Annotated in this window: 10 protein-coding genes; 7 read left to right on the top strand and 3 right to left on the bottom strand. The window is 70.1% G+C overall.

The features are described 5' to 3' along the window. Positions 1–374 precede the first annotated feature (374 nt). From VF092_05770 to VF092_05745, 6 genes are all read left to right on the top strand, one after another. Positions 375–1,721: a hypothetical protein gene (locus VF092_05770; GenBank protein ID HEX6746786.1), complete on the top strand. Its 1,347-nt coding sequence runs from the start codon at positions 375–377 to the stop codon at positions 1,719–1,721. Positions 1,722–1,804: 83 nt separating this feature from the next. After that, the gene (locus VF092_05765; GenBank protein ID HEX6746785.1) at positions 1,805–2,284 is read left to right on the top strand and encodes a hypothetical protein; all 480 of its coding nucleotides are present in this window, start codon (positions 1,805–1,807) and stop codon (positions 2,282–2,284) included. Positions 2,285–2,688: 404 nt separating this feature from the next. Continuing rightward, entirely contained in the window at positions 2,689–2,994 is a 306-nt protein-coding gene (groES, locus tag VF092_05760; GenBank protein ID HEX6746784.1) for a co-chaperone GroES, read from the top strand. A gap of 65 nt (positions 2,995–3,059) precedes the next feature. Continuing rightward, complete coding sequence (groL, locus tag VF092_05755) at positions 3,060–4,694, top strand: chaperonin GroEL (protein HEX6746783.1); 1,635 nt, start codon at positions 3,060–3,062, stop codon at positions 4,692–4,694. A gap of 221 nt (positions 4,695–4,915) precedes the next feature. Then, positions 4,916–7,225 carry a hypothetical protein gene (locus tag VF092_05750; protein HEX6746782.1) on the top strand — a complete coding sequence of 770 codons (2,310 nt, stop codon included), beginning with the start codon at positions 4,916–4,918 and terminating at the stop codon, positions 7,223–7,225. A 591-nt stretch (positions 7,226–7,816) separates the two neighbouring features. Continuing rightward, positions 7,817–8,011 (top strand): hypothetical protein, encoded by a 195-nt coding sequence (locus VF092_05745; protein HEX6746781.1) that lies wholly within the window; start codon positions 7,817–7,819, stop codon positions 8,009–8,011. Positions 8,012–8,244: 233 nt separating this feature from the next. On the opposite strand, the gene VF092_05740 is transcribed toward VF092_05745, so the two are convergent. The 3 genes from VF092_05740 to VF092_05730 form a co-directional block, all read right to left on the bottom strand. Next, positions 8,245–8,451 carry a hypothetical protein gene (locus tag VF092_05740; protein HEX6746780.1) on the bottom strand — a complete coding sequence of 69 codons (207 nt, stop codon included), beginning with the start codon at positions 8,449–8,451 and terminating at the stop codon, positions 8,245–8,247. Between the two features lie 40 nt (positions 8,452–8,491). Next, a complete protein-coding gene (locus VF092_05735; protein HEX6746779.1) occupies positions 8,492–8,701 on the bottom strand; it encodes a hypothetical protein in 210 nt (69 codons plus the stop codon). A gap of 166 nt (positions 8,702–8,867) precedes the next feature. Next, on the bottom strand, positions 8,868–10,349 hold the full coding sequence (locus tag VF092_05730; GenBank protein ID HEX6746778.1) for a DUF4157 domain-containing protein: 1,482 nt from the start codon (positions 10,347–10,349) through the stop codon (positions 8,868–8,870). Between the two features lie 421 nt (positions 10,350–10,770). On the opposite strand from VF092_05730, the gene VF092_05725 reads away from it, so the two are divergent. Then, positions 10,771–14,043, top strand: coding sequence for a PAS domain S-box protein (locus VF092_05725; protein ID HEX6746777.1), 3,273 nt, complete (start codon positions 10,771–10,773; stop codon positions 14,041–14,043). Positions 14,044–14,304 lie beyond the last annotated feature (261 nt).

Raw genomic sequence — 14,304 nt, 5'->3', positions numbered from 1 at the left:
GGACGATTTACTTTCTATTCAGGGCGGCCAGACCGATCTCGCGTCCGTTCCGTGTGTTGCAGCCCGAGGAATCTGTGGCCGGCGTCCGAGCGACAGGCCGCCTTTCGCTCGCATGCAGAGCACAGATTCCTCACGGAGCCGCCAACCGTCCGCGCGGTGGAAAGGGCGGTGCAGCGGCTCCGTTCGGAATGACGTGGATCATGGGGAATTCACAGTCCCGTTTCCCCCTCCTTCGACGTGTTCACCGCTCCAGACGTGCGGTTCGCCGGGCGGAATCGACCCTCTGCCGTGGTTGGATGGCGCCGCGCCCGACGCGTGGCAGATTGGCATCGCATCTCCAAGTCCGATCTACCATCCAGCCGATCCACGGACCGATGATCTACTCGATGCGCAGGATCCTGGCGCTGGTCGCGGCGGCGCTGCCGGCGTTCGCGCCCGCGGCGCTGGCGCAGGCGTTCGATCCGTTCCCCGGCGGGACGGCCGGGCTCTACCGGTTCGACCTGGAGAAGAACTTCTTCCCTTCGCTGGCCGTGGAGCAGGCCGAGGCGGCGGCGCTGCTGGCGCGGGCCACGCGGCTGGCGGCCGACCATCCGCGGCCCGCGCGCTCCGCCGAGGCGCTCGAGCGCTTCCTGCTGGCGATGGACAGCATCCGGCTGCTGGCGGTGAAGCACCTCACCTACCTGAGCCTGCGCGCCAACGTCGACACCCGCGAGGTGGCGGCGACGAGCGTGGGGAACGCGCTCGCCGATTCGGTCAACCGCGCCCTCGCGTTCGCCGGCCCCATGCTGGCTGCCATCCCCGAAGACACGCTGCGGAGGTTCGCGGCCGAGCGGCCCGGGATCACCCCTTTCCTCTTCTCCATCCGCCAGGCCCGCGCCGCGCCGCCGGTAGACTCCGCCGCGGCGGTCGCGCGGGAAATGACGCAGTGGCAGCCGGCGCTCTTCTGGGCGCTGCTCGGCGAGACGGAGTGGGGGACGGTGCAGGCGCCGGAAGGGGTGCTGGACGTGCGGCGGCAGATGAACCAGGTCCTCAACCACCCCGACCGGGCGGTGCGCGAGGCCGGCTTCCGGCAGTACCAGCGCGGCCGGGCGCGGCACCGCGGCAGCTACGCGCTCCTGCTGTCGGGGAACGTGAGCTCGCGCAACGCCGTGGCCCGGCTGCGCGGCTTCCGCAGCTTCCCCGAGGAGTGGTACGCGGGGCTGTTTCTGCGGACCGACGACGTGCGCGGCGTGCTGCGGGCGCTGGCCGCGCGCGGCGAGGCGAACCGGCGCTACGAGCGCGACCGCGTGGCCCACCTGCGCCGGGCCGCGGGGCTCGACACGGTGCACGCGTGGGACCTGACCCTCCCCGAGCCGGGGATGGACACGCCGCGCTTCACCGTGCCCGAGGCGTCGCGGGTGCTCCGCGAGGCGCTGGCCGTGCTGGGGCCCGGATACGCGCGGCAGCTGAACGCGCTGCTGGACCCGCGCAACGGGCGGCTGGACATGGCGCCGCGCGAGTACAGAGCGATGCGGCCGGGTTTCTCCAGCGGCGCCGTCGGCTTCCCCAGCATGTTCTACCAGGGACAGTACGAGGGCTACCTCCCCGACGTGGTGATCTTCGCGCACGAGATCGGGCACGGCGTGCAGAACGGGCTGATGGAGGACAACGGCGTGGCGTCGGTGAACTCGGGAGGCCGGGGTACTTCACCGAGTCGTTCGCCGGCTTCACCGAGCTGCTGATCACGGACTACCTGTACCGCACGGCGCCCGACCGCGCGCACCGGATCTACTACCTGCAGGCGTTCCTCGACCGCGCGGCCGAGGTGTTCGACAACGCGCGCGCCTCGGCCATCGAGCAGGCGCTGTACGACAGCGCGACCGCCGGCACTCCCCTCACCACCCCCGACGCCCTGGAGGGGCTGACGCAGCGCATGGGGCGCGAGTACTCCATCTGGTACGGCGACGGGAGCGAGCGCACCGACCAGTGGATCAACACCATCCACTACTTCACGTGGCCGCTGTACCGGGTGAACTACGTCTACTCCAAGCTGCTGGCGCTGAAGTACTTCGACCTCTACCAGCGCGACCGCGGCGACTTCGTCCGCCGCTACACGGCGCTCCTCTCCCACGGCTACGACGACCAGCCGGACGCGCTCCTGCGCCGCTTCATGGGCTTCGGCCTGTCCGGCGGCACGCTGGTGGACGACGCCGTGCGCGTGATCGAGGCCCGCACCGCCGAGCTGGAACGGCTGTACGCGGAAGATGGGGCGCGACGCGAGGCTCCAGCGGGCACGGGCGGGTAAACCCGCGGCTGGAACATTGGGAAGCCTCGCAAACTGCGCGAGGCTTCAAAACCGCTCGCGGGCAAGGCGATGGTGCGGGAGGGCTGCCGACAACGCGGTCTCCCGCAGCCTGCGCAGCAGGCTTCCCAATGTTCCAGCCGCGGCTTTAGCCGCCTGCGACCGCGCGAGCCTTCAGCCGCCGGTCTGACAGTCGCCACCCACTTGGCGGCACGGTTCTGCGCCAATCTGACAAGCTCGCGGCGGCACGCGGTTTGTCTCTCCCCCGGGCATCCAGACGGGCACACGCCCCCGCTTGCACGGCGCCGGGCCACGATGTATTTTGGCGTTGTCGTTAGCACTCCACGAGAGTGAGTGCTAACAAGCGGGACACATACGGAATCATCCAACAACGGGAGGCTCGATCCATGGCAACCGCGACCGAGGTCAAGGTGAGGCCGCTGGCGGACCGCGTCGTCGTGAAGGCGCTGGAGGAGGCGGAGACGATGCGCGGCGGGCTGTACATTCCCGACACCGCCAAGGAAAAGCCGCAGCAGGGCGAGGTGGTGGCGGTCGGCCCCGGCAAGCTCTCCGACGAGGGCAAGCGCATCGACATGGAGCTGAAGGTCGGCGACAAGGTGCTGTACGGGAAGTACAGCGGCACCGAGGTGACCGTCGACAACGAGCAGTACCTGATCCTCCGCGAGAGCGACGTGCTCGCGGTGGTCGGCTGAAGCACGGGCGCTCCGCGTCTTTTCTGAAGAACGACAACTGAACTCTCCAGGAGGAGATTGAACCAATGGCTGCCAAAGAGCTGACGTTCGGCGTCGACGCCCGCGCCGCGCTCAAGAAGGGCGTGGACCAGCTGGCCGAGGCCGTGAAGGTCACGCTGGGCCCCAAGGGCCGCAACGTGGTGATCGACCGCAAGTTCGGCTCGCCGCTGATCACCAAGGACGGGGTGACGGTGGCGAAGGAGGTCGAGCTCGACCACCCGATCGAGAACATGGGCGCGCAGATGGTGAAGGAGGTCGCCACCAAGACCAGCGACCTGGCCGGCGACGGCACCACCACCGCGACGGTTCTCGCCCAGGCCGTGTTCCGCGAGGGGCTGAAGAACGTGACCGCCGGCGCCAACCCGATGTCGCTGAAGCGCGGCATCGACAAGGCGGTGGAGAAGGTGATCGCCGAGCTGAAGGCGATGTCGGTGGAGACCGCCGGCAAGCGCGAGATCGCCCAGGTGGGCACCATCTCGGCCAACAGCGACGAGGAGATCGGCAACCTCATCGCCGACGCGATGGAGAAGGTGGGCAAGGACGGCGTGATCACGGTCGAGGAGGCCAAGGGGCTCGAGACCACGCTGGAGACGGTGGAGGGGATGCAGTTCGACCGCGGCTACCTGTCGCCGTACTTCATCACCGACCCCGACCGCATGGAGGCGGTGCTCGAGGACGCGCTGATCCTGATCCACGACAAGAAGATCAGCAGCATGAAGGACCTCCTCCCGGTGCTGGAGAAGGTGGCGCAGATGGGCCGCCCGCTCCTGATCATCGCCGAGGACGTGGAGGGCGAGGCGCTGGCCACGCTGGTGGTGAACAAGCTGCGCGGCACGCTGAAGGTGTGCGCGGTGAAGGCGCCGGGCTTCGGTGACCGCCGCAAGGCCATGCTGCAGGACATCGCGGTGCTCACCGGCGGCCAGGTGATCAGCGAAGAGGTCGGCTTCAAGCTGGAGAACGCGGTGCTGAGCGACCTGGGCCGCGCCAAGCGCATCGTGGTGGACAAGGACAACACCACGCTGGTGGACGGCGCCGGGCAGGGCGAGGCCATCCAGGGGCGCATCAAGGAGATCCGCGCCGCGATCGACAAGTCGACCAGCGACTACGACCGCGAGAAGCTGCAGGAGCGGCTGGCCAAGCTGGCCGGCGGCGTGGCGGTGATCAACGTGGGCGCCGCCACCGAGACGGAGATGAAGGAGAAGAAGGCGCGCGTGGAAGACGCCCTGCACGCGACGCGCGCGGCGGTGGAGGAGGGGATCGTTCCCGGCGGCGGCGTGGCGCTGCTGCGCGCCCAGGCCGCGCTGAAGGAGGTGCGGCTGGACGACGACGACGAGAACATCGGCGTCCGCATCGTGGAGCGCGCGCTGGAGGAGCCCATCCGCCAGATCGTGCAGAACGCGGGCGTGGAGGGCTCGATCGTGGTGGCCAAGGTGCGCGAGAACGAGAACCGCAACTTCGGCTACAACGCGCGCACCGATGAGTACGAGGACCTGGTGCAGAGCGGCGTGATCGACCCCACCAAGGTCACGCGCACCGCGCTGCAGAACGCCGCCTCCATCGCGGGCCTGCTGCTGACCACCGAGAGCGTGGTGGTCGAGCGCCCGGAGAAGGAGAAGGCCCCGGCGATGCCGGGCGGCGGCGGCATGGGGGATATGTACTAAGCCCGGCGGTCCTCACGGCTGAACGGATTCGGTGGATGAAAAGACCGGCGGAGGGCTTCAGGCTCTCCGCCGGTCCTTTTTTCACGGCTCTCGTTACCACCCTCATCACGTTGTAGCCGCTATGCATGAAAAGCTCACGGAATTCCTTGACAACACTTCATGTTCCGATCCATGGTTGCAGACTATTTTCGGGCCACGGTGCACCGCCAGATGGGAGATCCATGGCAGACGATCCGAGAGTGCACTGGGACTTGGCGAACCCGTTCGGCATCGTCATCGACGAAACCCTCGACACGTGGTGGTCCGGCCGCGTGTTCGACATGCTCGAGCTCGACGGCGGCGACGCCGGCGTGCTCGTCGCCACCGAGACCGGAGGCGCGTGGCTCGTTGACGACGACGGCGCCGCATTGCCGCTCAGCAACGACTGGACCAACCCCGACCTGAACTGCCTGGCGGTGGGCCCGGACGGGCCGCGCCACTTCTTCGCGGCCGGCATGGGCGGACTCATCTACGAGACCGACGCGTCGCACACCGTGCCGCTGCTGAACTGGTCCCCGATCCAGTCGCCGTTGCCCGGAGCGACGGTCGCCACCGCCGCCGCGCCAGTTCCCGGATTCAGGGTCCACGACTTGGCCGTGATGCCCAACCAGCGCATTCTGCTGGCGGCCACGAACACCGGCCTGTACTGGGCGAAAATTCCCGAGACGCCGCCTTGGGGGTGCGTGCTCGCGACGCTCGGGCTCAAGCGGGGCGCACGCCCACCCTACCAGTGGAACCGCGCCGAAGAGGAGGAGGTCGGGCAGGGTGGCTACTTCAGCATTGCGCTCACATCGCTGACTCAATCCAACCGCCGCGTGGCGGACGGCGCGCTGGAAAGCATCGGCGTCGTTGCGGGGGGATTGAGCAAGGGCGTGTTCATCGGGCGGTGGGCCGCGGGCAAGCTCACGTTGACCCGACCGGTGGTCACGTGGCCAGGCGTCGGCGAGGTCACCGACATCGAGAGCCGCCTCACGGGCGGGCCCACGTCGGTCGCCTCCTGCGAAAGCGCTCCGCGCACGGTCTACGCCGCTTCGGCACAGGCAAGCGGGCGCATGCAGGCGTTCCTGAGCTCGACCGATGGCGGGCAGCGCTGGGACCTTACGAACGGCGAGATCACGCTGGCGTCGGGACCGCAGGATGTGCGTGTCGCGGCGGGTGCACAGGGCGTCTCAAACAACTGCATCGCGGTGGCCCCGGAGGCGCCGGCCGTGGTGGCCTTTGGTTGGCAGACGGGCACCTTCGTCTCCCCGGATGCCGGGAAGAGCTGGGTGCTCATCGCCGGCTGGGTGCATCACGCCGATGTCCACGTGCTGCGCTTCAAACCGCCGACGCCGGACGGCCGGCGCCTGCTCTACATAGGGAGTGACGGCGGGCTCGCCCAGGTCGACGCGAACGACGCGCTCGCCGCCAGGCCGGTGGTGGCACGCAGTGACTACAACCGGCGGCTGACGACGCTGCAGTTCTACTCGACGTGGGTGACACGGCAGTTCTACGGTACGACCAGCGTCTCGCCGACCGGCCGCGGCCACCTGAGCGCCGGCGTGCACGACAACGGCAACATCACGTGCCTGCTTGGCGCGAGCACCACGCCCTGGATCCACCTCGACGGCGGCGACGGGGGCTGGAACGGCATCGTGGCCGACGGCGGTCTGGTGCGCAACCTGCTCGACACCGACAATCCTCCTGTGAGCGCGGTGAGGCAGGCGTCGCCCACCTCGAAGGGTTTTGTCGGGCAGGACATTGTGCCCATCGCCGTGCCGATGCCGATCGACAAGGCGGGGGTGGTGTCACCCAATGCGGATGTGGTGCGTCGGCCGGGATATCGCAATGCGGCGGGGCAGCGCATGTTCGCGGTGGGCTCCAAGGGGACGGAGGTCTATGGGCTGTTTCAGGATGGGCCCGAGCAGACCTATCACTGGGAGCGGCTCGGGTCTGCGCCGGCGAGCCTCGGCGTTGGGGCCGTGGCATCGTTCAGCGGCAAGACGGTGATGGTGGCCGAGGGCGCGGGGCGCATCTTCGCGTTGGACAGTAGGAACGGCAGCGCGGTCGAGATCACAGTCGTGCTACCTGTTCCGGCGTCGGGCGTGAAGCACACCGGCGGCGGCATTCCGCGCATTGCGATGCTGGCGGAGAACATCGGATTCGCGCTGTTGAACAGCACGAGCCTGAATCTTAACTTTGTGCTGAGGCTCGACGGGTTGCGGTGGATCGTGCCGCTGTCTGCCGGGCTGCCGGCGGACGCGGCGTTCTATGGGCTCGATGCGTTCCTGCGCCGCGACGGTGCCGTTGTGGTCTTCGCCGCGACGGACGACGCGGTGTACATGAGTGAGGACGCCGGCGAGAATTGGGTCAAGGCGTCCGCGGGACTGCCGCGGCGGGTGCATTGCGCGGATTTGCGGGTGGGCGTCGTCGACAACGTCCCGTGGGTCGTAATGGGTACCTTCGGACGATCGTTATGGCGGGCGGATTTGCGGCGGGTCGATGAAGGCTGAACTGCAGCGGAGCGCCTCGCTGCGCCGCGCTTCTCAAAGCTGGCACTGAAGGCGGCGCTGCAGCAGCACCACACGAGCAGGAAGGCGCCGCGGCTGCTCATTCTCGACGGCGGGGGCTGGCACACGGGCCGAAGAGGACGCGCGCCACCGGGATGCTACCTTCATCCCTCAGCTGCCCTACTCCTCCGAGTTCCAGTCAACCGAGCGGCTCCGGCCATCAGCAGCGAACCGCTCGCCAACCGCTCATTCCGCGAAGCGGTTGCCCCGTCACCGGGAGTTTCACCGGCAAAGAAGCCTGAATAACAGGTATTCAGACGGACCTCCGATCGCGATGAGACGCGTAGTCCGTTGCAATTGGGCCACTTCGACAACGTATCCACTGCCTTGCTGGATCGTTCCCAGGATGGGCGACATGTACTGAGATCGCCCGGTCTCCGGACCGAGTAGCAGGACAAGGACGGCCCCGCTCCCTGGCACGAGGGGGCGGGGCCGTTTTCAGTCAGCCGCGACAGGCCGGGTATCGCTGAATCGGGCGACGCTTTATATTGTACGATAATGTGTCGGTAAACGATTGAACCTTGGGAGAGCGAAATGCGGAAGATCCGGCTGAACGTCGACGAGCTCGCGGTGGAGTCGTTCAAGACCGCGAAGGAGCAAGGGGGGCCCGGCACGGTGAACGGGCACGCCGCCACCGAGGGGTGTCAGACGTTTCTGTTCGAAGGGTGCGGCCAGACGCAGTTCCAGACGTGCGCCTGGACGCGCCTGGGATCGCCGTGCTTCTGCTAGGGAAGTACTGAGATCGTCCGGTCTCCGGACGAGATAACCACCGCCGCCCGCGGGTAGCTTCTCCGCGGGCGGTGCTGCGTGTGTGCTCGGCATGGGCTGGAGCTTGGAGGTGAAAGTCCTCTGGGGAGTTGGTCGTAGCGACCCGAGCGCAGGGTGCTCCCAAGGTACATCACCGTCCACAGGGAATGGGCCCCTGCGGACGGTGGTGCATCCACATCACGAGATCGTCCGTCTCACCCCGCGCAGAGGCACTTGCCGTGTCGGCAGACGCCCGGGAACGGGTAGCACACCACGTCGCGGCAGTACTGGTCCGTGCACGCGCGCGCATCCGTCGCGTCCGCCACCGGCGCGGGCACGGCGAACGCCTGCGTCACGCCGAACGCCAGCGCCAGCGCCGTCGCGCCGGCGAGCGCCAGCCCCGCGATTCCGCTTCGCTTCATCGTCATCCTCCTCGGAAGTGGGTCTGGATACGAGTCCGCCTCACCCCGCGCAGGCGCAGATGCCGAGCGCGTAGTCGCAGTAGCCGTAGAACGGGTAGCACACCACGTCGCGGCAGTACTGGTTCGTGCACGCCCGCGCCCCGCCGGCATCCGACGCGGAAGGGGCCGCGAACGCCTGCGTCGCGCCGAACGCCAGCGCCGCCGCGGTCGCGCCCGCGAACGCCAGCCGTGCGATTCCGTTCTTCTTCATCGCCGTCCTCCCGAATGTGGGTTCGAGGTTCCGCCCGCGAGTGCGGCCGGCAAGGCTGCGCTCCATCATAGTCGCAAGCGCAGGCGAAGTCACGCTCCACGGCGCGAAGCGGACGCATCCCGGAGGCCGGCCGGGTGCGATCCGTTGAAGAGAATGGGTCAGGGGCTCACTTCGGACACTCGTACTTCTTGATGTACTCCGGCAGCAGGCGGTTGAGGATGCTCAGGGCCGCATAGCCCGAATGGCCTTTCTCCCACTCTTCCATGAACTCGGTCCGGAAGCGCGCGTCGAGCTCGGGGTCGTTCCGCGCCATCCCCATCAGCGTGGCCGAGCCGTAGCACGAAGGGTTCGTCACCTCGTTCCAGCGGTCCGTGAGGTAGTCCCGAACGCTGAAGGTGGCGTTCGGATCGGTGTAGACCTTCTTGTAGAACGCCATCCCCGCGCTGTTCGCGGCCAGGTCGGCGGGTGCGTAGACGCCGGTGGTCGACAGGCCGAACACGCCCTGCCAGAAGGCATAGCCGAATTTCATCCGGTCGAAGCCCGGCCATCCCCGGCTGGTCATCTCCTCTATCCACGCCTGGATCTCCGGATCGGCCGGCGCCTTGCCTTCGAGCCAGGCGCCGAACGCCTCTGCGGTCGCGTCGCCCTTCCCCATCACCGTGGAGATGGTGAAGTAGTCGTGTCCCTGCTGGAAGAAGTGGCCGAGCTTGTCGCTACCCACGCACGTGCCGCCCAGGTTGATGACGGTGCCGAGCGCGCCCTCGCCCTTCAGCGCCCACGCGTTGATGAACCCACTGCCGCCGCGGCCCGGGCCCCCGAACTTGGTCTGGCTGATGGGCACGCGGTGCTGGTGGGTCTGCGGGAACGCCTCGATGAAGCTCTCGATCCCCGAGTATGGCGACCCGCGCCCGAAGGCGCTGTAGACCGCCTCCACGCGGTCCTTGCCGTCGGGAAGGGTGCTCACGCTCTTCAGCACGCGGTTGACCTCGGCGTCGATCACCTGCGTGGCGTCCTGCAGGCCGGCGCAGAACTCCGGGCGGTCGTCGATCTCCGCGCGCTGGATGGTGCCGGGCTGCCCGCCCTGCTGCACCACGTGCGTCAGCTCGTGGGCGAGCAGGTGCCGCCCCTCGGGCGTGTGCGGCGCGTACTCGCCGCGCCCGAACACCACGTCGCGGCCGCGGGTGAACGCGCGCGCATGCAGCGACCGCGCGGCGTGTGCGGCCGCGTTGCCGGTGTGCAGGCGCACGTGCCCGAAGTCGTGCCCGAAGCGTGGCTCCATGAACGCGCGCGTCCCCTCGTCGAGCGGCTGCCCCGGCGCGGCCAGCGCCTGGTCCACCGCGGGCGGCGCCTCGGCCGCGGCCGGTTCGCCGTGGGATCGGCCGAGCCGTGGCCCGTGCGAACCGGTCACCGCGCCCGCGACGCGGTCCGCCTCGCGTTCGTGCTCATCCCCCGGCGCGCCGACGCGCGGCTTCGTCTGGATCGCACCGGCCGCGCGGGGATGGATGGAGATGCGGCTGAAGTCGTGCCCGAGAGATGGCGATGCGACGCCGGGCCATTCGCGAGCGCCCGCGCGCCGGCGTTCGGCCGGGTGCGGCCTGGGTGGAGCGAGGGTGGAGGAGATGGGCTTCCGTTCCGCGACGTCCCGCATGCTCGATCTCCATCGATTTGCAGCGCAACATGATGCGCGGTGCGCCGGAGCGATGGGGCGGTGAGCCCGATTTCGGCCGCGCAGACACGCCGTTCCCATCGTATGCGAGCCCAGGCATCCCCACAAGAACATCGATGGTGGTGCTCACGCGGATGTCGAGAATCTGGTCGCGTACAGAATCTCGACACGTCCATGTCATCGACCTGCGCGCGATGACCAGAATCCGGCCACCCGTCGTCCTCCCGTACGAAATCCATCCAATGCGCTGATCATCTCCCATCGTTCCTCGATATCTCTAAGTCCAATCACAAAAAGAGTTTATGGAGATCGGGCGACGTGGCGCGCCTTTCGCCAGCGCACGCGCCGTTCGCCCGCGCATGGTGACGCCCGGGTGCATGCACGCAGCGCGGGACGACGACGTTTGGAGACGACGAGCAGCGCGGCCGCCACGATTCCTTGGCGGCCCGATGGAATCTTTCCCCGGGCGCACGCACAGGAGGCGGATGGCGGCGGACGGCACGCGGGCGCCGCGGCGGCGCTGATGCAGGCGGTCGACTGGGGGGCCACACCCGTGGGCCCGCGCCACGCGTGGCCGCCGAGCCTGCGCGCGGCGGTGGACATGGTGCTGGGGTCGCGCTTTCCCATGGTGGTGCTGTGGGGGCCGGAGCTGATCCAGCTCTACAACGACGCCTACGTCCCCATCCTGGGCCACCGCCACCCCGCCGCGCTCGGCCGCCCCGCGCGCGAGTTCTGGGGGGAGATCTGGGACACCGCCGGGCCGCGATTCCAGCGCGTGCTGGAGACCGGCGAGGCCACCTGGAGCGAGGACGAGCGCTTCCTGCTGGACCGCCGCGGCGGCCGCGAGGAGTCGTTCTTCACCTTCAGCTACTCGCCCATCCGCGGTGATTCCGGGGAGGTCGCCGGGATCTTCGTCTCCATCATCGACACCACCGAGCACGTCCTCTCCCGCCGCCGCAGCCAGGCCGTCGCCCGCACGCTCGCGGCCGCCAGCGCGGCCGACGACGCCGAGGTGGCGCTGCAGCTGGCCGCCGCCGCCGCCGTGGGCGAAGACCTGCCCTGGGCCGCCGTCTTCCGCCCCGACCCGGCCGGGTGGCTGCGGCTGCGCGCCTCGGCCGGTCTTCCCGCCGGCGCGCTGGACGCGGACGCGGCGCTCGACCCGCGCGAGCCGGCGATCGCCCGCGCGCTGGCCACCGACCGCGCGACGGAGCTCACCGCCGTCCCCGGGCTGCGCGCGGGCGACGCGGGGCGGATCGTGGCCGTGCGCATCCCCGGGCAGGCGGGCGGGGTGCTGCTGGCCGGGGTCAATCCCCATCTCCCCCTCGAGGCCGAGTCCGCCGCCTTCCTGGGCCGCGTGGCCCGGGCGATCGGCGCGGCGATGGACCGTGTCGGCCGCCTGGCCCGCGCGGAGGGCGAGCGCATCGCCGTGCTGGAGCGGATGACGGACGGCTTCTTCGCGCTCGACGTCGACTGGCGCTTCACCTACCTCAACCCCGTCGCCGAACGGCTCGCGCGGCGTCCCCAGCACGAGCTGATCGGCCGCACGGTGTGGGAGGAGATGCCGAACCTCGCCGGCACCGGGTTCGAGGCGATGTTCCGCGAGGCGATGCACGAGCAGGCACCCCGGCAGGTCACCGGCCAGGCACCCGGATCGCGCGCCTGGTTCGAGGTGCACGCCTATCCGTCGCCCGAGGGGCTGAGCGTGTTCGTCCGCGACGCCAGCGAGCGGGTGCGGCTGGAGACCGTGCGCGCCGAGCTGCTGCAGCGCGAGCGCAGCGCCCGCGCCGACGCCGAGGCCGCCGAGCGGCGCCTGCGCGAGCTGGTGGAGGGGCTCGACGCCATCGTCTGGGAGGCGCGGGGAACGCCGCTGCGCTTCACCTTCGTCTCCGAGCACGCGCACGCGCTGCTGGGCTACCCGGTCGACCGCTGGCTCGACGAGCCGGGGTTCTGGGAGGCGCTGATCCACCCCGACGACCGCCGGTGGGTGATCGACCTCTGCGCCGAGGCCACGGCCGAGGGGCGCGACCACGCCTTCGAGTACCGCGTCCGCGCCGCCGACGGCTCCACGCTCTGGCTGCGCGATTCCGTCTGCGTGGCCCGCGGCGCCGACGGCGAGGTGCAGCTGCGCGGGGTGATGGTCGACGCCACCGCCGGCCGCCGCCGCGAGGACGAGGTGCGCCGCCTGGCCGCCGTGGTGGGATCGATGGACGACGCGGTGATCTGCAAGGCCTTCGACGGCACGGTGCTGAGCTGGAACGACGCCGCCGGGCGGATGTTCGGCTGGAGCGAGGCCGAGGCGGTCGGCCGCTCGGTGTTCGACCTCCTTCCCGCCGACGCGCACGCGGAAGAGCGCGAGACGCTGGCGCGCGTGGCCGCCGGCGAGCGCGTGGCCCTGCGCGAGACCGACCGCATGACGCGCGAGGGGCGGCGGATGCTTGTCTCCGCCACCGTCTCGCCCGTGCCCGGCGCGGGCGGCGGGGTGCAGTGCGCGGCGGCCGTCGTCCGCGACGTGACCGACGAGCGCAAGCTGCAGGCGCAGCTCCGGCAGGCGCAGAAGATGGAGGCCGTCGGCCGCCTGGCCGGCGGGGTGGCGCACGACTTCAACAACCTGCTGACGGCCATCAAGGGGAACGCCGGCCTCCTCCTGGCCGACCTCCCCGCCGCCAGCCCGTGGCGCGAGGAGGTGGAGGAGATCGACCGTGCCGCGCAGCGCGCCAGCGACCTCACCCGCCAGCTCCTCGCCTTCAGCCGCCGCCAGGTGCTGCAGCCGCGCGTGGTCGACCTGAACGCCGTGATCGCCGACACCCAGCGGATGCTGCGGCGGCTGATCGAGGAGGACGTCGCCATCACCGTCTCGCTCGACCCCGAGGCGGGGCAGGTGGAGGCGGACCCCGGGCAGGTGGAGCAGGTCGTCCTCAACCTCGCGGTGAACGCGCGCGACGCGATGCCGGGCGGCGGCCGGCTGGCGATCTCCACCTCTGCGGCGGCCGTCCCGCCCGAGCCGCGGACGGGGTGGCCGTACTACGTGCAGGCCGGCGCCTACGTGCGGCTGGACGTGGAGGACAGCGGGATGGGGATGGAGCCCGACGTGCTGCAGCACCTGTTCGAGCCCTTCTTCACCACCAAGCCGGCGGGGAAGGGGACGGGGCTGGGCCTCAGCACCGTGTACGGGATCGTCAAGCAGAGCGGCGGCTACGTCTGGGCCGAGAGCCTTCCGGGCGAGGGGAGCCGCTTCGTCGTCCTCCTCCCCCGCGTCCCCGACGGCGCGCGGGAGAAGACGGCGGCCGCGGAGCCCGCGCCCGGCAGGGGATGCGGGGCGACGGTGCTGCTGGTAGAGGACGAGGACTCGGTGCGCTCGCTGGCCCGCCGCGTCCTTTCCCGCGCGGGATACGCGGTGCTCGAGGCGGGGGACGGCGAGCGGGCGCTGGAGGTGGCGCGCGCGCACGCCGGCGCCATCGACCTGCTGCTGACCGACGTGGTGATGCCCGGCGGCGGCGGCCGCAGGCTGGCCGAGGCGATGGCCGCCCTCCGCCCGGCCACGCGCGTCCTCTACATGAGCGGCTATCCGGGCGACGCGATCGCCGAGCACGGCCTGGCGCCGGAGGTGGACCTGCTGCCGAAGCCGTTCTCGCCCGACGGGCTGCTGCGGCGCGTCGCCGCGGCGCTGGGGCGGTGAGGGAGTGCTTGAGTGCTGAGTGCTGAGTGCTGAGTGCCCAGTGCCCAGTGCACGCCGATATCCGTGCGGCTTCGACGGACATCCTGCCCGCCCGGCTGGCCCCCTCCCCCAGCCCCTCCCCCGCTGCGCAGGGGAGGGGAGAACTCAGCGCGGCGACGAAGGTGGCGTGGAGAGCGGGACAGGCCGCCACGATTGCGTCGCACGTGAGACGGGGAGTGCGCAATAGGCCGCGCCACGCGCTCGAAGTTACCCCCTCCCGTT

The sequence above is a fragment of the Longimicrobium sp. genome, assembly GCA_036377595.1.
Taxonomy (GTDB): Bacteria; Gemmatimonadota; Gemmatimonadetes; order Longimicrobiales; family Longimicrobiaceae; genus Longimicrobium.
The sequence above is the reverse complement of the archived record's forward strand: the minus strand, read 5'-3'. Positions and strand labels throughout refer to the sequence as shown.

Excerpts from the sequence above, each read along its gene's own strand:
- VF092_05770 (HEX6746786.1), top strand. The coding sequence starts at position 375 with ATGATCTACTCGATGCGCAGGATCCTGGCGCTGGTCGCGGCGGCGCTG.
- VF092_05730 (HEX6746778.1), bottom strand. The coding sequence starts at position 10,349 with ATGCGGGACGTCGCGGAACGGAAGCCCATCTCCTCCACCCTCGCTCCA.
- VF092_05745 (HEX6746781.1), top strand. The coding sequence starts at position 7,817 with ATGCGGAAGATCCGGCTGAACGTCGACGAGCTCGCGGTGGAGTCGTTC.
- groES (HEX6746784.1), top strand. The coding sequence starts at position 2,689 with ATGGCAACCGCGACCGAGGTCAAGGTGAGGCCGCTGGCGGACCGCGTC.
- groL (HEX6746783.1), top strand. The coding sequence starts at position 3,060 with ATGGCTGCCAAAGAGCTGACGTTCGGCGTCGACGCCCGCGCCGCGCTC.
- VF092_05750 (HEX6746782.1), top strand. The coding sequence starts at position 4,916 with ATGGCAGACGATCCGAGAGTGCACTGGGACTTGGCGAACCCGTTCGGC.
- VF092_05740 (HEX6746780.1), bottom strand. The coding sequence starts at position 8,451 with ATGAAGCGAAGCGGAATCGCGGGGCTGGCGCTCGCCGGCGCGACGGCG.
- VF092_05735 (HEX6746779.1), bottom strand. The coding sequence starts at position 8,701 with ATGAAGAAGAACGGAATCGCACGGCTGGCGTTCGCGGGCGCGACCGCG.